This window comes from Bacillus sp. JFL15 (assembly GCF_001184225.1).
Lineage (GTDB): Bacteria > Bacillota > Bacilli > Bacillales > Bacillaceae > Bacillus > Bacillus siamensis.
This window is the reverse complement of record NZ_KQ236689.1, coordinates 2,747,917-2,769,103: the sequence shown is the minus strand read 5'-3', so window position 1 is coordinate 2,769,103 and position 21,187 is coordinate 2,747,917. Positions and strand designations below refer to the sequence as shown.

General features: G+C 43.7%; 23 protein-coding genes and 2 pseudogenes. 14 read left to right on the top strand and 11 right to left on the bottom strand.

Annotated features, from left to right (window positions below; genetic code table 11):
- The first annotated feature begins 10 nt into the window (after positions 1 to 10).
- From AD710_RS13930 to AD710_RS19270, 3 genes are all read left to right on the top strand, one after another.
- Complete coding sequence (locus AD710_RS13930; RefSeq protein ID WP_049628297.1) at positions 11 to 580, top strand: YjgB family protein; 570 nt, start codon at positions 11 to 13, stop codon at positions 578 to 580.
- A 97-nt stretch (positions 581 to 677) separates the two neighbouring features.
- Complete coding sequence (locus tag AD710_RS13925; RefSeq protein WP_016936485.1) at positions 678 to 1,079, top strand: ribosomal maturation YjgA family protein; 402 nt, start codon at positions 678 to 680, stop codon at positions 1,077 to 1,079.
- Positions 1,080 to 1,122: 43 nt separating this feature from the next.
- Positions 1,123 to 1,296 (top strand): YjfB family protein, encoded by a 174-nt coding sequence (locus tag AD710_RS19270; RefSeq protein WP_064777866.1) that lies wholly within the window; start codon positions 1,123 to 1,125, stop codon positions 1,294 to 1,296.
- 580 nt (positions 1,297 to 1,876) lie between these two features.
- Here the strand turns inward: AD710_RS19270 and AD710_RS20375 are convergent.
- Positions 1,877 to 2,273, bottom strand: a pseudogene (locus tag AD710_RS20375) (MgtC/SapB family protein); the annotation flags it as partial.
- Between the two features lie 291 nt (positions 2,274 to 2,564).
- Between AD710_RS20375 and AD710_RS13915 the strand changes: the two are divergent.
- Complete coding sequence (locus AD710_RS13915) at positions 2,565 to 2,990, top strand: MarR family winged helix-turn-helix transcriptional regulator (protein ID WP_045925380.1); 426 nt, start codon at positions 2,565 to 2,567, stop codon at positions 2,988 to 2,990.
- Positions 2,974 to 3,318, top strand: coding sequence for a DUF3147 family protein (locus tag AD710_RS13910; RefSeq protein WP_045925379.1), 345 nt, complete (start codon positions 2,974 to 2,976; stop codon positions 3,316 to 3,318). The genes AD710_RS13915 and AD710_RS13910 overlap by 17 nt, the downstream gene beginning before the upstream one ends.
- Positions 3,319 to 3,503: 185 nt before the next feature.
- Here the strand turns inward: AD710_RS13910 and AD710_RS13905 are convergent, their stop codons facing one another.
- Both AD710_RS13905 and AD710_RS13900 read right to left on the bottom strand, forming a co-directional pair.
- Positions 3,504 to 4,187: an HAD family hydrolase gene (locus AD710_RS13905; RefSeq protein WP_049628296.1), complete on the bottom strand. Its 684-nt coding sequence runs from the start codon at positions 4,185 to 4,187 to the stop codon at positions 3,504 to 3,506.
- Positions 4,188 to 4,204: 17 nt separating this feature from the next.
- On the bottom strand, positions 4,205 to 4,966 hold the full coding sequence (locus tag AD710_RS13900; protein WP_045925377.1) for a DeoR/GlpR family DNA-binding transcription regulator: 762 nt from the start codon (positions 4,964 to 4,966) through the stop codon (positions 4,205 to 4,207).
- A gap of 252 nt (positions 4,967 to 5,218) precedes the next feature.
- Here AD710_RS13900 and lacG point away from each other — a divergent pair, with 252 nt between their 5' ends.
- The 9 genes from lacG to AD710_RS13855 all read left to right on the top strand — a co-directional run bounded on the left by lacG (position 5,219) and on the right by AD710_RS13855 (position 15,810).
- Positions 5,219 to 6,619, top strand: a complete 1,401-nt coding sequence (lacG, locus tag AD710_RS13895) for a 6-phospho-beta-galactosidase (protein ID WP_016936491.1) — start codon at positions 5,219 to 5,221, stop codon at positions 6,617 to 6,619.
- 62 nt (positions 6,620 to 6,681) lie between these two features.
- A complete protein-coding gene (locus tag AD710_RS13890; protein WP_016936492.1) occupies positions 6,682 to 6,996 on the top strand; it encodes a PTS sugar transporter subunit IIA in 315 nt (104 codons plus the stop codon).
- Between the two features lie 11 nt (positions 6,997 to 7,007).
- On the top strand, positions 7,008 to 8,714 hold the full coding sequence (locus AD710_RS13885) for a PTS lactose transporter subunit IIBC (protein ID WP_049628295.1): 1,707 nt from the start codon (positions 7,008 to 7,010) through the stop codon (positions 8,712 to 8,714).
- Between the two features lie 15 nt (positions 8,715 to 8,729).
- Entirely contained in the window at positions 8,730 to 9,899 is a 1,170-nt protein-coding gene (locus AD710_RS13880; RefSeq protein WP_049628294.1) for a galactokinase, read from the top strand.
- Between the two features lie 3 nt (positions 9,900 to 9,902).
- The gene (gene galE, locus AD710_RS13875) at positions 9,903 to 10,895 is read left to right on the top strand and encodes a UDP-glucose 4-epimerase GalE (RefSeq protein ID WP_049628293.1); all 993 of its coding nucleotides are present in this window, start codon (positions 9,903 to 9,905) and stop codon (positions 10,893 to 10,895) included.
- 1 nt (position 10,896) lies between these two features.
- Positions 10,897 to 12,396, top strand: a complete 1,500-nt coding sequence (galT, locus tag AD710_RS13870) for a UDP-glucose--hexose-1-phosphate uridylyltransferase (protein WP_053102069.1) — start codon at positions 10,897 to 10,899, stop codon at positions 12,394 to 12,396.
- A 52-nt stretch (positions 12,397 to 12,448) separates the two neighbouring features.
- Complete coding sequence (locus tag AD710_RS13865; protein WP_049628292.1) at positions 12,449 to 13,561, top strand: glycoside hydrolase family 53 protein; 1,113 nt, start codon at positions 12,449 to 12,451, stop codon at positions 13,559 to 13,561.
- A gap of 221 nt (positions 13,562 to 13,782) precedes the next feature.
- Entirely contained in the window at positions 13,783 to 14,256 is a 474-nt protein-coding gene (locus tag AD710_RS13860; RefSeq protein WP_045925370.1) for a MarR family transcriptional regulator, read from the top strand.
- A gap of 141 nt (positions 14,257 to 14,397) precedes the next feature.
- Positions 14,398 to 15,810, top strand: a complete 1,413-nt coding sequence (locus AD710_RS13855; protein ID WP_049628291.1) for an MDR family MFS transporter — start codon at positions 14,398 to 14,400, stop codon at positions 15,808 to 15,810.
- Between the two features lie 97 nt (positions 15,811 to 15,907).
- On the opposite strand, the gene AD710_RS13850 is transcribed toward AD710_RS13855, so the two are convergent.
- From AD710_RS13850 to AD710_RS13815, 8 genes and pseudogenes are all read right to left on the bottom strand, one after another.
- Entirely contained in the window at positions 15,908 to 16,228 is a 321-nt protein-coding gene (locus tag AD710_RS13850) for a putative quinol monooxygenase (protein ID WP_156187174.1), read from the bottom strand.
- Positions 16,229 to 16,270: 42 nt separating this feature from the next.
- The gene (bla, locus tag AD710_RS13845; protein WP_156187173.1) at positions 16,271 to 17,191 is read right to left on the bottom strand and encodes a class A beta-lactamase; all 921 of its coding nucleotides are present in this window, start codon (positions 17,189 to 17,191) and stop codon (positions 16,271 to 16,273) included.
- 301 nt (positions 17,192 to 17,492) lie between these two features.
- Positions 17,493 to 17,763: pseudogene (locus AD710_RS13840) on the bottom strand (hypothetical protein).
- Positions 17,760 to 18,122 (bottom strand): hypothetical protein, encoded by a 363-nt coding sequence (locus AD710_RS13835; protein ID WP_049628288.1) that lies wholly within the window; start codon positions 18,120 to 18,122, stop codon positions 17,760 to 17,762. Before AD710_RS13835 ends, AD710_RS13840 begins: the two are co-directional and overlap by 4 nt.
- Positions 18,123 to 18,860: 738 nt before the next feature.
- The gene (locus AD710_RS13830; RefSeq protein ID WP_049628822.1) at positions 18,861 to 19,331 is read right to left on the bottom strand and encodes a hypothetical protein; all 471 of its coding nucleotides are present in this window, start codon (positions 19,329 to 19,331) and stop codon (positions 18,861 to 18,863) included.
- Between the two features lie 111 nt (positions 19,332 to 19,442).
- A complete protein-coding gene (locus tag AD710_RS13825; protein WP_077391943.1) occupies positions 19,443 to 19,775 on the bottom strand; it encodes an HIT domain-containing protein in 333 nt (110 codons plus the stop codon).
- A 218-nt stretch (positions 19,776 to 19,993) separates the two neighbouring features.
- A complete protein-coding gene (locus AD710_RS13820; RefSeq protein WP_049628287.1) occupies positions 19,994 to 20,599 on the bottom strand; it encodes a hypothetical protein in 606 nt (201 codons plus the stop codon).
- Positions 20,600 to 20,803: 204 nt separating this feature from the next.
- On the bottom strand, positions 20,804 to 21,145 hold the full coding sequence (locus tag AD710_RS13815) for a hypothetical protein (protein ID WP_049628286.1): 342 nt from the start codon (positions 21,143 to 21,145) through the stop codon (positions 20,804 to 20,806).
- Positions 21,146 to 21,187 lie beyond the last annotated feature (42 nt).

Here is a 21,187-nt window from a genome sequence, read left to right as displayed (position 1 = left end):
GCATTCACATATGCTGAAGAAAAAAACACTCATCACGGGATTGTCGGCCGTGATGCTCACAGGCGGCGCATTCAGCGCAGAAGCAGTTTCGGATACACAGTCCGTTCATGCTGCAGCCGCTTCAAAAACGGAAAATCAACGTGCACAAGAACTGGTGAACAGCCTTTATCAATCGGCGTTTCAAGGGGAAATGCCGCAACAAGTGAAAGGCCTGAAAATCAACCAAAGCACGAGACAGGATGTTTACGATAAAATCGGCGAGCCGGAACAGAAAGCAGACAGCCGCAATCCATTTGATTTATACAGCTGGAACATGGGAAACCCCGGTTATGGATTTTCCTATCATAAAAACGGCAAAATCTCAGAAATCCGCTATTTCGGGACAGGGGTGGAACGGCGTTTAAACCTCGGCAGCGTCACACCTGACGTTTTAAGCAAACAAATCGGCAGCGCTGACAAAATCCTGACAGTGCCGAAAACGGGCGAAACAGATTACGTCTATCATACGGGACAGTATGAGCTCCGCTTCGTCATCGGCAGTGATCAAAAAGCAGACCATGTCAACCTAAAAGAAAGATAATCCGAAAAAGCGGCCTCCCGGGCCGTTTTTTTCATAGACAGCTTCTCCGTCATTCCTTACAATACATGGGAGTACAAAAAAAGGGGAACAGTGTGAAGTGAACAGACATCGATTGACATACGGGGCATTGACCGTTTTTATCATCGCCCTCGGTTTATTATCCAGAACCGCCTGCATTACCAACCTATTGCCCGGCATGATAACCGCTTATTTAGGAGATGCCCTGTGGGCGGCAATGATTTTTACCGGATTCGGTTTTTTATTTCGAAACATCCGGACGGAAACAGCCGCTATCCTGAGCCTCTCGTTTTGCTGTCTGATTGAATGCAGCCAGCTGTATCATGCGCCGTGGATTGACGCGATCAGAAGCAGCACGCTCGGCGGGCTGATCCTCGGCTGGCAATTTGTCTGGAGCGACATTTTCGCCTATACCCTCGGAGTATGCGCGGCCGCACTTTTAGAATGGGCCGTTAAAAGAAAACGCCGGCTCTCTTCATAATCGGAGCACGCCGCCGATATGAAGGGATAAGGAGGTGGAAGCTATGGATATCCCTGCGTTATCAATCGCTATGCACCAGGCATCTCTGGCGCAGAATGTAAATATCGCGTTAACAAAAACGGTCATGCAGAATGCCCAGACCGCTGCGGAAGAAACCGTAAAAATGCTGCCGGCCCAGCACCCGACTGCCGGCCATTCCATTGATGTGAAAGTGTAAAAAAAGATGCCGGATGATAACCGGCATCTTTTTTTCTGCCCGGATTACGCACACCATACCGGGCATACAGGAATATGGTAAACGGAATAACTCTTTCAAAGGAGGTTTTCCTCTTGTACGATCCTTTTGATCATGAATACACAGCCGAGAGCCACGAGCGGGTGCCGTATCATTATCCCCGGCCGCCTTATTATTTCCCCAGACCATATCCATACTATCCGCGGCCGCCTTATTATTTCCCAAGACCGTATCCATACTATCCGCGGCCGTATATCCCGTTCTATCCTTGGTATTAATGTTTGAAAAGAAATGACCGCAGAAAGGGGAGCTTCCCCTTTTTGCTATTCAACTTTGACGGACAGGATATACGGGAGGGATTGAACTTTCTCCATCACCGAGGCTTTTCCGCTTTTGCTTTTCACCCTTCCCTTCACTTCAAGCACCGCCTTATTCAATTCATAGGACGTGATGAGAATTCCCTTTGCTTCAAGCGAAGTTAAAATTTCATGCATAACGGCTTTCTCCTCAATCTGGAAACTGACAGACAGAGAATGCGCCGCCGGTTTAAACAGAAAATTTAAAAGTTCAAGCCCGATTAACGCCAATATCGTGCCGCTGATACCGATGACATACATACCCGCCCCGATCGTCAGACCGATCCCGGACGTAGCCCAAATCCCCGCGGCTGTCGTAAGCCCCCGCACGACATGCCGCTGCAAAATAATCGTGCCGGCCCCTAAAAATCCGACACCGCTGACGACCTGCGCCGCCACCCGGCTCGGGTCAAAGGACGTATGGCTGTTGGATAACAAATCAAAAAATCCATATTTGGAAACAATCATCATCAAGGCGCTGCCGACGGCCACTAGAAAATGCGTCCTCAAACCGGCCTCCTTCGCCCTGAATTCTCTCTCCAATCCAATCAGAGCCCCAAGCAGCCCCGCAACCGCCAGACGAATCACAAAATCAAGTTCCATCCGTCTCTCTCCTTTCCTTATCTTCTTACCCGCTTTTTATTCCCTGTATCTTTTTCAATCAGCACATGGTATTTTAATATATTCTTTGGTTCTTCAACTTATTGTCAGTGCCTTTTTATTATGCTAAAAAGCTTCTTTCTCTATTTTGGCTTTGAAGTCAGCGGCTGCTTTCGCTTCCATCTTCCAAAACAAAACGCAGTTCCATCACTCATGTTTAAAAACTTCTTTCAATCCGTTAATTTATATCGTATTATAAGATATAATCTTAATAAACGATAAGGGTTGATGACGATGGCAAACGAAATATTGGAATTAAACGGCCTCTGGACAGATATTTACTATCGGCTCCGTTATCAGCATCATGAAAAAATCACTCACCAAGGTGTGCGAATTCTGCAAGTCATTCAAAAAGAGCAGGCAGTCGGAATAAAAGACATTGCCGAAGCGATTCAAGTCTCACATAATACCGCTTCCGAACATATAAAACGTTTACTTAAGAAAAAGTACGTTTATAAAATCAGAAGTGTTGAGGATGAGCGGAAGGTTATTTTAAAACTTACCAATTTGGGGGCGGATGTCCTTTACCGTCATTCCGGCCTCGATGAAGAAAAGCTTAAACAGCTTCTTTTTGACAACATGAATAATGAAGAAAGAACACTTGTCTTAAAAGCATTCAGTTTGATGAAGGAGCGGGCTGAAGATGTTTACGATCGTTAAAATTATTGTCTCTGCTGCTATTATTGGGATTATCACTGAAATATCAAGAAGAAGCCCGAGTTATGGAGGTATAATAGCGGCTTTGCCAATTGTCAGTATGCTGAGCATGGTTTGGCTGTACATCCAAGGAGAAACGAAGGAGACATTAAGTCATTTTGCCTTCAGTGTGGCTTCCGGCATCCCTTCCACAGTCATTATGCTGGTCATTATCGGCATCGCCCTTCGCCATTCACTGCCTTTCATTGCCGCATCAGGGCTTGGACTAACAGGATGGCTGCTATTCTTATATGCTCAGGATGTTATCGTAAAACATATCAGCAGTCAGTAATAAGACTTGAATACATGCGAGCGCTTAATTGAACATGTGCGAAAAAAAGAAGAAAGGCCCCTGTCGGAAACTGATTCTGCACAGTCTCATCAGAAAAAGACACCGCCCGAACACAAAAACATCTTGTGTTACGAACGGTGTCCGCATCTGTAAGGCCATACCAACATGAAGAACCGGCTGATCTCTCAAACAGAATGTCCGGCAATCACCTCAAAAAACGAGGTGAAATCTGTCAGTATCCCGTCATCCGCCAGATGTTTTTCTTCAAATAACGCGCGGTTTTTTCCGAACGGGTCAATGGCCACAATCTTGCCCGCACCTGCTTTTTTTGCCGCTGTGAGCCCGGAAAAGGCATCTTCAATGACTAGGCACTCTTCAGGTTTAAGGCCTAATTTTTCCGATGCGATGATAAAAATATCCGGCGCCGGCTTTCCGGGGAAGCTTCCGTCATCAAATGTGACTTTATCAAAATCAAACCACTTCCCCAAATGAAAGACGTCAAAGTAAAACTCGACATTGTCCTTTACCGTAGCCGTGGCGATGGTCATCGGCATTCCTGACTTTTTCAGATGGTTTAAGACGCCGGTCAGGCCCTTCGTCAGCTTTAACTCAGCTTTGTTTTCAAGGCATAATTCTCTGTAGTAGGCTTCTTTTTCAAAAGACATCTTCTTGATTTCTTCATTTGTTAAATCGCCGGAAATAAAATGCGTCAGGATTTCACTGTTTGTTCTTCCGTGAATGTTAACGAAAATATCTTCATCAGAAATCGCTTTCGGAGCGTATTTTTTCACCATGTAAAACCACGCTTTTTCATGGAGATGTGAATCTTGAAACATCGTGCCGTTGAAATCAAAAATAACCCCTTTCATCGAACCGCCTCCCCTTTTTATTTTTTTGCGATTTTGACATCCACATATTGCTCATAATGGATCTGAACATCTTTCATCACTTTATCATCCGTAATTAAATAATCCATATCGTGTAAGTTGTAGAACACGTAAAAATCTTCACGGTTAAATTTTTTATTGTCCGCCAGCAAAAATTTCGTCCGCGAATTATTCAGCGCGATTTGATGGGCTTCTCCTTCTTCAATGCTGTAAGAAGAAATCTCATCATTATGTATGCCGTTTGCGCTGATGAAGGCTTTCGTAAAATTGAATTTCTGCAGATTGCCGTTTACAATAGGCCCAACAAATGCACCCGTGTTTTTTCGGAAATCGCCGCCAATCAGAATGGTATCCGCAGTGTCGCCATGCTTTAAAATATCAAACACGGGGTAGTTATTAGTGATAATTCGGATCCTCTTATGCAGCAGGTGTTTCGCTAAAAGTTCAATTGTCGTGCCCGGTCCTAAAAAAACGGTATCGCCATCATTTACATATGAAGCCGCGAGTTCCGCGATTTTCCCCTTCTCCTCCATTTGAACATCCAGTTTTTCATTATGCGATAATTCGTGGTCAATGGAATAAGAAATGCTCTGTGCGCCTCCATGAATACGCACGATTTTTCCGGCCTTATCCAGCTCATCCAGATCTCTTCTCACCGTCATATCAGAAACTTCTAATTCATCGATAATATCACTCACCGTAATAAACCCCCGCGAGTTTACAATATCGATGATTTTTAAAAGACGCTCTTTTTTTAACATACTCAATCATCCCCTCAACTTTACACACAATCTAACATACCACGGCAATCTGGTCAACAAAAACAAACAATAACAAACAATATTATCAACATATAAAACATTGAAGAACTTGTTTTACCCTTGTAAACACAGTTATTATTTCCTTATGAAGCTATTGACAACAAAAATGTATGCGTTTACTATTAAACAAAAGATAACATTTACAAACATTAATAAACTTCAATTCACACATTGGCGAAGGAGGATTCAGTAATGCTCAAATTACCTCATGACTTTATTTTCGGCGGGGCGACTGCGGCATACCAAGCGGAAGGCGCCACAAAAGAAGGCGGCAAAGGGCCTGTAGCCTGGGATGAATTTCTTGAAAAACAGGGAAGATTCAGTCCTGATCCGGCAAGTGATTTTTACCGGCAGTTTCCGGAAGATATCAAACTATGTGAGAAATTCGGAATAAACGGCATCCGCCTTTCTATAGCATGGACGAGAATTTTCCCTGACGGCACGGGCGAAATCAATCAGGAAGGCGTGGATTACTATCATCGTATTTTCTCAGAGTGCCAAAAACGCAGCGTCACCCCTTTTGTCACGCTTCATCATTTCGATACGCCGAAAGGATTATTTGATCAGGGAGATTTTCTCAACCGCGCCGCAATAGATGCGTTCGTCAAGTATGCGGAGTTTTGCTTTAAAGAATTCAGCGAAATCCGATATTGGAGCACGTTTAACGAAATCTATCCTACAGCCACCAACCAGTATTTACTCGGCGTTTTTCCGCCATCTGTTAAAAGTGATATCACAAAAGTCATTCAATGCCTCCATCACATGATGGTGGCGCATGCGATGACCGTCAACCTCTTTAAAGAAGGCGGCTATCCGGGAGAAATCGGTGTCGTCCACTCACTGGAAACAAAATACCCCGCCAGTGACTCGGAAGAAGACCGCCATGCCTGCTTTCTCGATGACGCGTTATCAGTGAGATTCCTCCTGGATGCCACCTACCTCGGCTATTATTCTGAGGAAACGATGCGTGCTCTGGATGAAATCTGTGAGGCGAACGGCGCTTCATACGAGTTTTCAGACAGCGATTTTGACGTGATGAAAAAAGCGTCAACACGCAATGACTATCTCGGCATCAATCATTACCAATGCCATTTCGTCAAAGCGTACGACGGAGAGACCGTTATTCACCATAACGGAACGGGCGATAAGGGCACTTCGGTCTATAAAGTAAAAGGGATCGGCGAAAGAATTTACAAAGAAGGCCTGAAACGGACCGATTGGGACTGGCTCATTTATCCTGAAGGCATGTATGACATGCTGATGCGCATCAAACGGGACTATCCGCAATATAACAAAATTTACATTACCGAAAACGGCATGGGCTATAAAGATGAGTTTGAAGACGGCATCATTATGGATAAGGCAAGAATCGACTATTTAAAAGTATATTTAGAAGCCGTCAGCAAAGCGATTAGCGACGGGGTCAACGTAAAGGGATATTTCTTATGGTCCTTAATGGATTTATTTTCATGGACCAACGGCTACAACAAACGTTACGGTCTTTTTTACGTCGACTTCGACACCCAAAAACGGTATCCGAAAGAATCGGCCTACTGGTACAAACTTGTAAGTGAAACAAAAACAATCATTTAACGATCATACATGGTGAAAAGAATCTCTTTTCATCATGTGTGCCGTCTTTAGGAGGTTTTTTCATGACAAAGGAAGAATTGCAGATGCTCGGTTTTGAAATCGTCGCCTATGCCGGCGATGCCAGAAGCACTTTATTGAAAGTCTTGAAAGAAGTCCGTGCGGGAAACTTCGAAAACACGGAAGCAGCATTAAAAAGCGCAGATGAAAATCTAACCCTCGCCCACAATGTGCAAACGAAAATGTTAGCTGAAGAAGCTGACGGCAAGGACATGGAATTAGGGTTTATTTTCGTTCACGGCCAGGACCATTTAATGACAACCCTTCTGCTCCGTGATCTTATTCAGGATTTTATAGAACTCTACCGAAGCCGCCGATAAGGAGTGGAAAAATGAACGGTATCATCAAGCAAATCGAAAAGGGAAAACCGTTTTTCGAAAAAATCTCAAGAAACATTTATTTAGGCGCGATCCGCGACGGCTTCTTAACGGCCATGCCTGTTATTTTATTCGCCAGCATTTTCATCCTCACCGCGGCTGTGCCGGAAGTGTTGGGTTTCACTTGGCCTAAAAATGTTTCTGAATGGCTTTGGAAAGTTTATAACTATTCAATGGGCGCCCTCGGCCTGATTGTTGCGGCAACAACTGCGAAATGCCTGAGTGAATCAATGAACCGGAAAATGCCGAAAAACAAAGGGATCAATCCCGTTTCAGCGATGCTAGCTTCAGTCGTCGGGTTTCTCATTTTAAGCGTCACTCAAATCGACGGCGGATTCTCGACGGAATATCTCGGAACAAAAGGCCTTTTAGCTGCTTTTGTATCCGCTTTCATAGCAGTGAACGTATACAGACTCTGCGCTCTGAAAAATATTACGATTAAAATGCCGAAAGAAGTTCCGGGAACCATTTCACAAACATTTAAAGATGTTTTCCCGTTCGCCTTTTCCGTTTTGGCCATGGTGATCATTGATTTATTGATCAGGAATACGCTGAACGTATCGTTCGCGGAGGCTCTCTCCTCTCTCTTATCGCCGTTTTTTACCGCTGCAGACGGTTATCTTGGGATTTCTGTCATTTGGGGAATGATGGCGCTGTTCTGGTTTGTCGGCGTTCACGGGCCTTCTATTGTGGAGCCGGCCATCGCGGCTATTATTTACGCAAATGTGGAGGCGAACCTTCAGCTTCATAATGCCGGTGAGCAGGCGTCCAACGTGCTGACCGTCGGACTCGGAAATTTCGTCGGCACTATGGGAGGAACCGGCGCAACCCTTGTTGTTCCGTTTATTTTTCTTCTTTTCGCGAAATCCAAGCAATTGAAAGCAGTCGGAAAAGCATCCGCGGTTCCGGTGTCTTTCGCAGTAAACGAACCTCTTCTCTTTGCTGCGCCGATCATTTTAAATCCTTATTTTTTCATTCCGTTTGTTGTAACGCCGATGGTGAATGTCTGTCTGTTTAAATTTTTCGTGGATCTCATCGGAATGAACAGTTTTATGTATGTTCTTCCGTGGGCTGCCCCGGCCCCCGTCGGCCTGATTCTGGGGACCGGGATGGGGCTTTCGGCTTTTGTCCTCACAGCCGTGTTAATCATTGTTGATTTCCTGATATACCTGCCATTCTGCAAAGCTTACGACAATGTATTAGCGGCGAAAGAAGCTCAACACACCGAATCTGAAACCGCGCCGCAAACATCCCGGGAGATACAGCCCGCAATGGCCGGCGCCTCAGAAGACGCGGCCTCGGTCATCAGCACAAATCTTCAGGAATCCTCATCCGCCTTGGAACACGGCACCAATGTGTTAGTGCTGTGCGCCGGAGCGGGAACGAGCGCCATGCTTGCGAACGCACTGACAGAGGGCGCCGAGGAATATAACGTGCCGATCACCGCCTCAGCAGGCGCCTACGGATCCCATTACGACATCATGAAAGACTTCGATATGATCATTTTGGCTCCGCAAGTCGGCTCTTATTACGATGACATTAAAGAAGATGCAGACCGCCTGCATGTGAAACTCATCGCAACGAAAGGAGCGGAATATATCGGCCTCACCAGGAATTCGCACAAAGCCATTCAGTTCATACTGGAGCATACCTCAAAATAGAATCGGAGGGTTATCATGGATGACAAACGTTTGAAATCAAGATTTAAAGACGTTTTCCAGAGAAGTAACGGGGAACTGTTTTTCGCACCCGGCCGGATCAACCTGATCGGGGAACATACGGATTATATAGGCGGCCACGTTCTTCCCTGCGCGATTACGATCGGAACATATGCCGTCTGCGCAAAACGCGGAGATCACCAAATCCGGTTATTCTCAGAAAACTTTCCGGACAGCGGCATTGTCTGCCTTGATCTCCACGATACAGCATACAAAAAAGAAGACGGCTGGACCAATTATCCAAAGGGAATGATCCGTTACCTTCTCGAAGCCGGCGGCCAAATAGACAGCGGAATGGATATTCTTTTTCACGGTACGATTCCAAACGGCGCCGGATTAAGTTCCTCCGCTTCTATTGAAATGTTAACCGGTGCCATTTTAAGAGAGTTATTCAGTCTGAATGTTTCCGATACTGAACTGGCGCTTATCGGAAAAAGAGTCGAAAATGAATTTATCGGCGTGAATTCAGGCATTATGGATCAATTCGCAGTGCAAAAAGGCAAAAAGAACATGGCCATTCTTTTAAACTGCGATAAGCTTGAGCACGAAATGATTCCGGCTGCTTTTAACGGATATAAAATCGTCATTATGAATACGAACAAGCGCCGGGAGCTGGCAGCTTCAAAATATAATGAACGCCGCAGTGAATGTGATGAGGCTCTTTCAGAACTGCGGCAATATCGGAATATCGCATCACTTGCGGAATTAACGGCAGAAGAATTCAACAAACTCGAACACCTTCTCTCCCGTGAAACATTGCGCAAAAGAGCCCGTCACGGAATCAATGAAAACGAGCGGACCCTCTCAGCCGCGGAAGCTCTCAAATTGAATGATTTGAAAACGTTCGGAGAGCTGATGAACGCTTCCCACCGTTCGTTACGCGATGATTATGAAGTGACCGGTGCCGAATTAGACGCGCTCGCTGAAGCAGCCTGGAAGGAAGGAGCGCTCGGGGCGCGGATGACGGGCGCGGGGTTCGGCGGCTGCGCCATAGCCATTGTGGAAAGCGGAGAAACCGCCGGCTTTATCCGGGCTGTTTCATCTCACTACCGCAGCAGGACAGGTCTTGAAGCTTCTTTCTACATCGCGGATATAAGCGATGGCGCGGCTGAATGGAGGGAAAAATAAATCATGGCGATTCTCGTTCTCGGCGGAGCCGGCTATATCGGTTCTCATGCGGTTGATCAACTAGTGGCTAATGGATATGAAACGATAACGGCAGATAACCTGCAGACCGGCCACCGGAAAGCCGTTCATGAAAAGGCAGTTTTTTATCATGGAGATATCCGCGACAAACCGTTTCTTCGCTCTGTTTTTGCGAAGGAGAACATAACGGGCGTCCTCCATTTTGCCGCTCAATCCCTTGTCGGCGAATCAATGAAAGACCCGCTTTCATACTTCAATCATAATGTGTACGGCACGCTAATTACACTGGAGGTCATGCAGGAATTCGGGGTGAAACACATTGTATTTTCTTCATCCGCCGCTGTATACGGCGAGCCTGAAAAAGTGCCCATTACAGAAGTCATGCCGGAAAAGCCGGAAAGCGCATACGGCGAATCAAAACTCATGGCAGAAAAAATGCTGAAGTGGTGCGATGCCGCCTGGGGCATAAAATATGTCTCCCTTCGGTATTTTAACGTGGCCGGCGCGAAAACGGACGGTTCCATAGGAGAAGATCATCATCCTGAAACCCACCTTATCCCTATCCTTTTACAAACCGCGCTCGGTCAGCGGGACGAGGTTTTGATATTCGGCACTGACTATGATACTAAAGACGGCACGTGCATCCGCGATTATGTTCATGTTTCTGATTTAATCGATGCCCATATTCTCGCTCTGGAATATTTGCAGAACGGCGGAGACAGCGGCATTTTCAATTTAGGCTCAAGCAGCGGATTTTCCGTATTAGAAATGGTCAAGGCAGCCCGGCAAGCAACTGGGAGAGGCATAAAAGCAAGAGCGGCCGAAAGAAGACCGGGTGATCCGGGCACGCTCATCGCATCAAGCGATAAAGCGCGGAACATTCTCGGCTGGAATCCGAAACAAACGGACATAACGGAAATCGTTGCATCAGCATGGAATTGGCATCTGCGTCATCCAAACGGATACAAAGACAAATGAAATGGAGGCGGCGGTCATTGAAGTTTTTGAATCAGTGGCAGGGTTTCTGAAAGAGAGCACTGTCTTAGGAGACATAAATGAAACAGATGTAATTTATACAAGAAACAGGCTTCTTGATCTGCTCGGACTGACGGATTATGCAGAACCGAAGCATATCAAGAAACAAAACAGGCTTCACTATTTGGACGAAATGGTGAAAGACGCGGTAAAACGGTCGATCATCAACGACACGCCGGCTGAAAAAGACATGCTGGAAAGCAGGATCATGGATGTAATCACACCGGCCCCTTCTCTGATCAATGCCACATTCAGCGAATTGTTATCAGATTGCCCGAAAAAAGCAACAGATTATTTTTACCGTCTGAGCCAAAACAACGACTATATGAAGACGCGGGCCATCCGAAAAAATATCGTGTACCGCTCACCAACACCTTTTGGCGAGTTGGAGATCACGATTAATTTATCAAAGCCGGAAAAAGATCCTAAAGACATCGCCTTGGTTAAAAACAGCCCGGAAAACCGTTATCCGAAATGTCTGCTCTGTATGGAAAATGAGGGATATGCCGGAACTTTACATCACCCTGCCCGTTCAAACCACCGCATCATCCGGCTTGACTTAGCGGGAGAACAGTGGGGTTTTCAATATTCACCTTATGCGTATTACAGCGAGCACGCCATTTTCCTTTCAAGCACGCACAAGCCGATGAACATCAGCTGCTGCAGCTTCAGAAGACTTCTGGCCATTACGGAAATCTTCCCGCATTATTTCGCGGGATCAAACGCAGACTTGCCGATCGTAGGGGGATCCATTCTTTCACACGATCATTATCAAGGCGGCGCTCATGAGTTTCCGATGGCAAAAGCGGACTCCCTTTATCCTTTTCGTATGCATCATTTTCCAGACGTTCAGGCTTTTGTCGTGAAGTGGCCGGTATCAGTGATCCGCCTGCGGGCAAAAGATCCGGATTTGCTGACTGAGGCGGCTGCATATGTGTTTGAAAAGTGGCGGGAATATACAGACGAAACTGTCGGCGTCATCGCAAAGACGAATGAATTCCATAATACCGTCACTCCAATTGCCAGACGCAGGGGAACGGATTTTGAAATCGATCTCGCCCTCAGAAACAACCGCACCTCCGAAGAATATCCGGATGGCATTTTTCACCCGCATCAAGACGTTCATCACATCAAAAAAGAAAACATCGGTCTGATTGAAGTGATGGGGCTCGCCGTTTTGCCTCCCCGCCTGAAAGATGAGCTGGCAGAAGTAAAAAAGTATTTGCTGAATGAACCTCATGACATCAAAGACATTCATCTTCCGTGGGCCGAAAACATCAAAGCGGATAAAGACGTGAGACCGGAAAATGCAGCTGCTGTTTTACAAAGAGAAACTGCGAATGTATTTTTACGAGCGCTGACCGATGCAGGCGTTTTTAAAATGACAGCCGAAGGCATTCAGGCGTTTCAGCGTTTCACGACGTTATTGGAGAATGGCAGCTGAAACATTCAGAGTGAACTCAACCAATAATCTTTTTTTATCAGGAGGTATTGTGATGTTCAAAAACCAGGTGAAGCGTGTATTTGTAAATATCATCTGTCTTTCCCTCATTTTCACCGCTTTTACATTCATTGAGAAGTCTCCTAAAGCAAAAGCGGCTGCCCCGTTTGCCTATGGCGCTGATATAGGTTGGCTGAAACAAATGGAGGATGAAGGTGTGCGTTGGCTGGATGACGGCGGGAAACAGAAAGATGCCTTGCAGATTCTTAAAGATCACGGAATAAATGCCGTGAGACTGAGAGTATTTGTGAATCCGCCAAGCAGCTATTATTGGCTGAAAGACGGCACAACATGGACCATGCTCGGCTATAGTGACAAAGCGGGCGTACTTGCGGCGGCCAAAAGGGCAAAAGCGTTAGGAATGAAGGTCATGGTTGACTTCCATTACAGTGATGTGTTCGCCGATCCCGGCCATCAGATCAAGCCGAACCAATGGACCGGCTATTCAAACAGCCAGCTGCAGGGAGCGGTGTATAACCATACGTACGACGTCATGAAAGAACTTAAAAATAACGGCATCTCCCCTGATTGGGTGCAAGTAGGAAATGAAATGAATTCAGGAATTTTACTGCCCGACGGCAGCACGAACGATTTCAGCAAATTGACCGCCTTATTGAACAAAGGCTATGACGCTGTGAAATCCGTCAGCCCGGCCACCAAGGTAATCAGCCATTTGGCACACGGCACGGACAACAGCCTATTCAGATGGTGGTTTGATCAATTCTTTAAAAATGGCGGCAAAACCGACATCATCGGCGTTTCGTTCTACCCCTATTGGGAGGGTAAGCCTTACTGGGAGCTCACCGGCCAATTATCCTCTAATTTAAATGACATCGCCTCCCGCTACAACAAGGAAGTCATGGTGGTTGAACTGGGCGGAGATGAAAATAATCCGAAAGATTCCTACTGGACCATAAAAGACACCATAAAACTGGTGAAAGCGGTTCCGAATGGCAAAGGAACCGGCGTATTTTACTGGGAGCCCGAGGCTCACTCCAGCGTTCTGTCAGACGCGTATCCATTAGGCGCAACCGCCAAAGTGTCTAAAAACGTCCTGAAATACACAACCGCAATCGACGCTTTTTATGACGCCGCAACAGGAAAATGATTGATGCGATTCTCAAGCAGGCTCATTGCGCAGCCTGCTTTTTTATAAGGCTGTAGAGTTGACCTGTTATGAAAAAGAGCAAGTAACGAATCCGGAAAGAAAAATACCCGAAAAACCACGTTTCGGTTAACTCTCAGTTCCTAAAACAGCTTTACGATTGTTGAAAAAGAAACAAAAATTTTATAATATTGTGTAAGCACCACCGAGCAGGAGGACGGGCCATGGACAAAAAAGAACAGCTCCTCACGAATTTCAGGGACTTTTTTAACAAGATGGTGTGGCTGAATAGGCTGAAGATGGAAGAAAGCCTTAAGGGGCATAAACCTTCTGAAGTGCATTGCATCGAAAAAATCGAAAAAATTGAAGACGCCAATGTGACTAAACTTGCGGAGTCCCTTTATATGACAAGAGGCGCCATAAGTAAATTAACGAAGAAGCTTATCAATAAAGGCCTTATCGAAAGCTATCAGAAGCCGCTTAACAAGAAAGAAATCTATTTCAGGCTTACCGAGCAAGGAAAAGTCATTTATAAAATTCACGAGGAATTGCACAAAGAGTTTCAAGAACGGGACAAAATCGTGTTTGAACAAGTAACTGATGAACAATTTGACACGATGCTGAATTTTGTGGAAACATACAGCAGACATTTAGATTCAGAAATAAAGAAACTTGGTGCAGACATGAAATCGGAATAAATATGAATATAGCACCGGCAGCCCTGCTCCATGAAAACGGGCTGCCTTTTTATATCCCTCTTATTGTTGACAAAGAAACAAAAACACTCTATTATTTTGTTGACAAGGAAACAAAGACAGCAATTTTGAGAGGAGAATAATATGTCAACACATAAAAGAAAGGAACTTCGGCTGCCAAAAGAAGTTCTCACAGCCGCCTGGGCTATTGCACTTGGAGCAATCGCTCCAATGCTTGATTCTACGATGGTAAACATCGCTATCGGCAAACTGACTGAAGACTTCCACACGACATTGGATACCATTCAGTGGTCCGTTACAGGCTATATGTTAGCACTTGCGATTGCAGTACCCGTATCCGGCTGGCTTATGAACAAATATAACGGCAAGAAAATCTTCATCGGCTCAGTCATCGCCTTTGGTGTCATTTCTGTTTTTGCGGGAATGAGCCGTGACGTTTCCAGCTTCATCTTCTTCCGTTTGCTTCAAGGATTCAGCGCCGGCATTATCACTCCGCTTATGTCAACACTCTTGGTTAAAACGGCAGGTCAGGAAAACCTGGGAAAAGTGATGGCAATCGTCAGCACCCCTATGATCTTCGGCCCGATCTTAGGACCTGTCATCGGAGGCTTCATCGTCCAAGGTGCTTCATGGCATTGGATTTTTTACATCAACGTGTTCATCGTTTTGATTGCTGCACCGCTTATGATGAAAACCATTCCGGACTTTGAACCATTCAACAAAGATCGTAAACTCGATATTTTCGGGATTATCAATTTGTCATTAATGAGCGCGGCATTGATGTACGGTATTACGAAAGCGGCGGCTCATGCATCATTTAACAATAGCGACACGATCTTATGGGTGGTCATCGGTCTTGTTTCAGCAGCGATTTACCTCGTATATAATCGGATCAGAAAAAATCAAACCGTGCTGCCGATGAATTTGTTTGCTCACAAGAGCTTCTTAGCATCAGCGATCGGGTTGTTCTTAGCGAATGTTGCCATCATGGGGCCGATGTTAATACTTCCGCTGTTTTTTCAAAACTTCCGTCATTTCACGGCAGTCGAAGCAGCACTCGCTTTAATCCCTCAAGGAGTCGGAATGCTCGTGACTCGTCCGCTGACCGGAAAAATGATTGATAAGATTGGTGCGAAATACGTGGTTATGGTCAGTCTAGTTCTGTCGCTGATCGGATCTGTCCCGCTTATTTTTATCACCGATAACACAAGTATGATTTGGATTTCCGTCATATTGTTTATCCGCGGCACCAGTTTTGGAGGAATTATGCTCCCATTGATGAGTGACGCTTATACAGGTCTTGACAGCAAACAGCTTCCGGAAGCAGGTGTCGGTATTCATATGATTGAAAACCTCGGTTCCAGCTTTGGGTCAGCTGTGATCGCAACCGTTACCGCAACTGTCATACAAGGATTGCAGCCGACGATTTCGAACAGTTTAAAAGGCTACCATGCCGGATTCTTAATATCCGTCATCATCCTTGCGGCCATCTTCATTCCAAGTCTGTTCCTTACCCATAAAAAGACTGCGATATAAAGAACTTTTCAAAGTAAAAAACCCTTGCGCAGCAAGGGTTTTAGTGAATGAAACTGATGATTGTTGCTGGAAGAGTCGGCCAAACAGACAAAGCCTTTTACTCACTCACATTGCTTTTCATTAACCATTCTACTTCCGTTAATTTTTGTTTTTGAACGTCTTTTGTGTGCTTTTTCGTGAAATGGACTTTAACAGCTTCTTCGTTTTCCCAAATCTCCCAAAGCATAATTTTGCGTTCTGATGGTTCAAGCAGATGAGCATGGAACTGAATACAGCCTTCTTCTTTGTTCGTTTCTTCCTCAAGTTTTTTGAATTCCTTCATTATTTCATTAAGGTCTCTGTCGCTGATGATTTTTAAGCATGCTGTTATGTAATGCATCACAATTCCCCTTCTTCCCATCATTTTATGGCTCTTCATTATCACATTTATCGAAAAAAATACCGCAATGAACGGTAATGTTTATTTAAGGCCATCAAGGGCGGCTTTTGCAGCCTCCGAGATAAGAGCATTATGATAATTGGCATCTTCCGTAAACCGGTTTGACAGGATTGCCAAAACAATTGGGGCTCTGCCAGGCGGCCAAACGATCGCAATGTCGTTTCGTGTGCCATAGCTTCCGGCTCCGGATTTATCGCCGACTTCCCATCCTGCAGGAGCGCCTGCCCGAATCAGTTCGTCGCCGGTAGCGTTGCCCCGCATCCAATCTGTTAAAATCGTGCGCTTGTCAGCCGTGAGAGTATTACCCAAAGCAAAAGTCTTAAGGTCAGTTGCCAGTGCTTTTGCGGTGCTTGTGTCACGACGATCCCCGGGAATCGCCGAGTTTAAATCCGTCTCGAATCGATCAGCTTTCGTTACATGATCCCCGATCTGTTTCAATGACTTTTCGAAACCTTTAGGGCCGCCAAGCTGCTGGAGCAATAGGTTCCCGGCGGTATTATCGCTGTAACGGACAGCGGCTTCGGAGATTTCTTTCAGGCTCATGCCTGTATCCAGATGTTTTTCTGTAATTGGAGAATATGTAACAAGATCATCTTTGGTGTAGCGGATGATGTCATTAAGTTTTTCATTTGAGCTTGTCTTCAGAACAGCAGCTGCGGCCAGCACTTTATAGGTTGATGCGTAAGCAAACCGTTCATTCGGCCGATAGGCGATTGTCTTATTTGACCCCGTATCAATCGCATAAACCCCGAGCCTGGCATCAAATTTTTTCTCAAGCTGAACAAATTTTTTGTTCGTTGTACAGCTTGTCATTTTTGTGTCTTCTATGGATTTCGCTTCAGCATGCGCTGAGCCGAATAAAGGGCTGAAACCGGTAAAGCTTAAACATAAAAGCCCAATGCATATTCCAACCTGTATTCTCGCTTTATTTTTCACATCCAGACCTCCTCATTATAATAATTTTGTATACTCCTTCTAATAAACATCACAAACAGGAAAACAGTCAATATTTTTCCTGTGAAATGTTTTCCGTGACAGTTAGGGAATCAGCTGAAAAACACCCGCTGACGGTAAACAGCCAGAGTCAATCAATCGAACAGAAATGTTTACTGCCTCCTGTGAAGGCGGTCAAGGCCCGCACTCATTTACTGAGCCCGATAAAATGTGCCGCCCTCTAATGGAAATAAAACCAGAACCCTACCCCCTCAGCCCCAAAACTATTCTCAGCGCCATCGAATCCCCCTTATTTGATTTGACAATTGACTGATTCAAATGTTCCGATGTAGTTCTCAAGCTGGATGACATAGGTTCCCTTTCCAGTCTTATTCCGGATTGTTTTCACGTTGAATAATTTCAGAGGCGTTGCTGTTTTAAAGCTGCCCGCTGTGCTTCTTGTATAAGTCGCGGCTGCTCTATCCGGATTCATTTTGCCAGCCGGACCAAGCCGCGGAAGCAGACGGCGCAACGGCCGCCGCTCCCGTAAGTAATACCGCTGATAGAATTTTCCTTGTTATTGCTTCTCCTGCTTTTTGTATTCTGCGATTTCCTTAGGGGTGGCCATCCGGATTCCGTCTGGTTCTGTCCTGTTTGCCGCTTGAACGCCTTCCATGTTTTTCACCTCGCCGACTACTCCCAAATGCTTTAAATACACATGATCACCAATCTTGAAACGATTCTGTTTGGCCCGCTCCTCGATCACGTTCCTGTATTCAGCCGCGGCTTTCTTTTTTAAATCAGCCAGACACTTTTCACAAAGTGTTACTGTTACAGAATTGCCGTTAAAATCAGTAAACGAAACCGCTCTGACAGATTTCTTTTCCGGGTGCATCGTGCATGTTTTCTTCATAGGCGATGGCCGTGTAAATTTAATCATTCCGCTTCCTCCTCAAAACATGTCTTTTCGTCCCTCTGACATAACAGCGGATGAATGGGAAGTTCCATTCACCCGCATCCGAACTGTCACGACACATAGAGATTGCCTTTCCTTCGCCGGCTGACGGATATTCATACATCCTGCATAGCTGTAAGCCTATATTTCTTTATATTCCCAATGCTCGCCGGACTTCCCTGTTAGGATGAAGTTTCTAAGGCTGTTGACCAGTTGCCGCATGTTGGCTCCATGCGAAAAGCCGTTTGGGCAGCCATATCCCAATTCATACGGGTAATTTTCAGCACTCTCATATGTGTGTATGCTTTTTAAAGGAGGTGCATCACATGATGTTCTAACAACCAGTTCAACTTAAACAAAGTGATTTAGTCGACAAAAAGATTGTCAGGAGCAAAAAGAAAGGTGAATCGAAAAGCAATTGATCTATTTGAATATGGATTGTTAGTCAACGCATTTTCTAAATTAATAAGATAAATAAAAATAGACCCCCTCACAGTTAATGGTAAGGGGGTTATTGAGTATGCGGCCGATATTTCTTTTTTGAATCCAAATGTCTGCATTCCAATACCGTCTGCAGATATACTTTCTCTAGATTGGAATATTTTAAGCATGTATAAGGATAACAACTGAAATAAACGAAGATTGTGCAAAAATGGATTGATGAGGTGTTGAGCAGTAAAGTGTTTTATGATTTTGCCGCCATGTTAATGTACAAATATTTAATTAATACTGTATTAGTTTATTCAATATGTTAATTTTACTTTGATCTTTATTACTCTTCTTTGTTCTTCTATATCCATCTAATAAAGACTTATTATAAACCTTGAGGTAATCATCAATAGTCAGCAAATGATATTTGGCTCCGTCATCTTCAAAAACCCCTAGGTTATTATAGTCTACGTCTGCAAATGGTTTTAAATCCTCAATGCAAGCAATGCCTATTTTAGTATTCGTTTTCCTAAATTCATGCTCATGTAAATCAACCAATTTATATCCTTGCAGTTCCATACTTTTTTTTAGCTTTTCCCACTTTTCCTCTAAAAATATTACAGGAATAAGGATATCAATATCTTCTGGTGAAAAGTTCAACCCAGTTACCTTCTCAAGACCTAAAGATCCATATAATAATGGAATAATGTCTAACTCTTTATTAAGAGTTTTAGCTATATTTATAAATTCATTATACAATTTCATCTTTATATCCCCAATTTTTGGCCATTTAGAATCAACTGCTACTTGGAGTTTCTTTGGAATTTCATAAATCCTGTAGGTCAATTTTATAATTTTCACTTTTAAAAGGATTCTTTATCTCAATGGATCTCCTGAAGCTATATGCCAATGCAGATGCTTTGAATCTTGATAATCTCCTAAGTTTGTAAGCACCCTGCAAGAACCACTTTCTTTTGTCACCTTCGCCGCAACCTTTTTAATCACACCCAGCAACTCGAGTAAAAGTTCATTGTCGTCTTCTTCCAAAGTGATTAAAGAAGAGATGTGTTTTTTAGGAATAACTACAAAATGCACCGGCCAAAAAGGTCTTGTATGATGATACGCCAATACATTCTCGGTTTCTAAAACTTTATTTACTTTTGTTTTTCCGCTTAATACTTCATCGCAATAAAAGTCTTCTGTCATCATTAATCCCCCTTACTCTTTAGCCACAAATTAACCCAATGCTCTGCTTTATTTTTCACTTTTGTTATTAAGATAAGAGAACCACAATAAACTTATGAACCCAGCGGCTCCTATAATTGTAGATATAATGTAAGTCAAATTCAGTAAATCCATAAGCGTTCTCCCCTAAGAAAAATTCAGATCCCTCTAATTAAATTCATATTTTATTTAGACAAGGGTTCCTAGGATAAGCCCTTGTCTTTAACTTGCGAGTTGTCATACTCGTAATATACGCCTTTTTTCTTTAAGCGTTCAATAACTAAATCTTTATATGGTATATCACCTAGGATAGCGAACTTTATATCAGTGTTGTGCTTTATCCCTAACGGCTTTTTAAGTTGTAATTCTCGTTTGATTTCTTCATGTATCTCTTTGAAACGTTTTTCTTTTAGAATTTGCCTATACTGTTCGTAATCCTCCATCGTACAATTGTTCACATTACAAAAATGTTTAGCAAGATTAGCTAACTGATTATCAGTTAGAACCAATTGAGATCGTTTAAAGTGATGAAAAGAATGACAGTCTATGCATATCAGGTCTAGGTCTAATAGCTTTACAACCCCATTATCAAAATCATATTCTTCTATTTCATGTACATGAAGTCTTCGTAAATCATTGATGTGAGGCGTATAATTACAAATCGCACACCTGTGTTTCTTTGTTTCAAGAATGGCAGCCCTGATTTTTTTACGCCAAAGAGTATCAGTTAGATTTTTTCTAACTGTCTTGCCGTGAAACATACTTGGTTTTGCATCAATCTTCAATTTATAGTGAGCAAACTCGTCCATATAAAACCGCCTTTATTATTGTTTTTACTTAACATTAAAATTTAATAATTCACTTGTTATTCACACTTTGATTTTATTAGTAACTGTAAGAAGATCTGTTGAGGCCATAAGCACTTTGGAACTCATTTTTTTAATATCCTCATCATTAATTATCTCCTTACTTTTGACGAAATTTTCATAAATCAATTCGTATGCTTTATTTGCTTATCTTAGGCACTTATCCTCTTCAGCTTTAAGTTTAATTCCTTCTAAAGCAAGATGCGGTGGTAATTGTTCATCTATTAGTAAATTAATGATATTAAAATACAAATAACTTTGACGATCTTTTTTATTTTCATCATTCAACATTAAGTCTAAATTTCTTTTTAAAGTTCGCAAGTACATATATTTCTCATATAATGTTCTCTTCTTCTCTTTTTTTGCATCTCTTTTTCTAAAATAAGCTGTGACTATAAATCCTGTCACGATACCTGTTGCTACTCCAGTAATAAGCCCTGTTGATATATCAGAGCCTGTTCCAATCCATGCCTGTAGTACAAGATTCACTAACTTATCCCCCTGTATTTTCATTTCCTTTTCTTAAAAGTC

What these genes read in the sequence shown, in the direction of transcription:
- AD710_RS13900 (WP_045925377.1), bottom strand. Translation starts at nt 4,966, where the DNA reads ATGTTAAAAAAAGAGCGTCTTTTAAAAATCATCGATATTGTAAACTCG.
- lacG (WP_016936491.1), top strand. Translation starts at nt 5,219, where the DNA reads ATGCTCAAATTACCTCATGACTTTATTTTCGGCGGGGCGACTGCGGCA.
- AD710_RS13930 (WP_049628297.1), top strand. Translation starts at nt 11, where the DNA reads ATGCTGAAGAAAAAAACACTCATCACGGGATTGTCGGCCGTGATGCTC.
- AD710_RS13865 (WP_049628292.1), top strand. Translation starts at nt 12,449, where the DNA reads ATGTTCAAAAACCAGGTGAAGCGTGTATTTGTAAATATCATCTGTCTT.
- AD710_RS13890 (WP_016936492.1), top strand. Translation starts at nt 6,682, where the DNA reads ATGACAAAGGAAGAATTGCAGATGCTCGGTTTTGAAATCGTCGCCTAT.
- AD710_RS13850 (WP_156187174.1), bottom strand. Translation starts at nt 16,228, where the DNA reads ATGAAGAGCCATAAAATGATGGGAAGAAGGGGAATTGTGATGCATTAC.
- AD710_RS13905 (WP_049628296.1), bottom strand. Translation starts at nt 4,187, where the DNA reads ATGAAAGGGGTTATTTTTGATTTCAACGGCACGATGTTTCAAGATTCA.
- AD710_RS13860 (WP_045925370.1), top strand. Translation starts at nt 13,783, where the DNA reads ATGGACAAAAAAGAACAGCTCCTCACGAATTTCAGGGACTTTTTTAAC.
- AD710_RS13855 (WP_049628291.1), top strand. Translation starts at nt 14,398, where the DNA reads ATGTCAACACATAAAAGAAAGGAACTTCGGCTGCCAAAAGAAGTTCTC.
- AD710_RS13825 (WP_077391943.1), bottom strand. Translation starts at nt 19,775, where the DNA reads ATGATGACAGAAGACTTTTATTGCGATGAAGTATTAAGCGGAAAAACA.
- AD710_RS13835 (WP_049628288.1), bottom strand. Translation starts at nt 18,122, where the DNA reads ATGATTAAATTTACACGGCCATCGCCTATGAAGAAAACATGCACGATG.
- galE (WP_049628293.1), top strand. Translation starts at nt 9,903, where the DNA reads ATGGCGATTCTCGTTCTCGGCGGAGCCGGCTATATCGGTTCTCATGCG.
- AD710_RS13910 (WP_045925379.1), top strand. Translation starts at nt 2,974, where the DNA reads ATGTTTACGATCGTTAAAATTATTGTCTCTGCTGCTATTATTGGGATT.
- AD710_RS13885 (WP_049628295.1), top strand. Translation starts at nt 7,008, where the DNA reads ATGAACGGTATCATCAAGCAAATCGAAAAGGGAAAACCGTTTTTCGAA.
- galT (WP_053102069.1), top strand. Translation starts at nt 10,897, where the DNA reads ATGGAGGCGGCGGTCATTGAAGTTTTTGAATCAGTGGCAGGGTTTCTG.
- AD710_RS19270 (WP_064777866.1), top strand. Translation starts at nt 1,123, where the DNA reads ATGGATATCCCTGCGTTATCAATCGCTATGCACCAGGCATCTCTGGCG.
- AD710_RS13830 (WP_049628822.1), bottom strand. Translation starts at nt 19,331, where the DNA reads ATGAAATTGTATAATGAATTTATAAATATAGCTAAAACTCTTAATAAA.
- AD710_RS13915 (WP_045925380.1), top strand. Translation starts at nt 2,565, where the DNA reads ATGGCAAACGAAATATTGGAATTAAACGGCCTCTGGACAGATATTTAC.
- AD710_RS13820 (WP_049628287.1), bottom strand. Translation starts at nt 20,599, where the DNA reads ATGGACGAGTTTGCTCACTATAAATTGAAGATTGATGCAAAACCAAGT.
- AD710_RS13880 (WP_049628294.1), top strand. Translation starts at nt 8,730, where the DNA reads ATGGATGACAAACGTTTGAAATCAAGATTTAAAGACGTTTTCCAGAGA.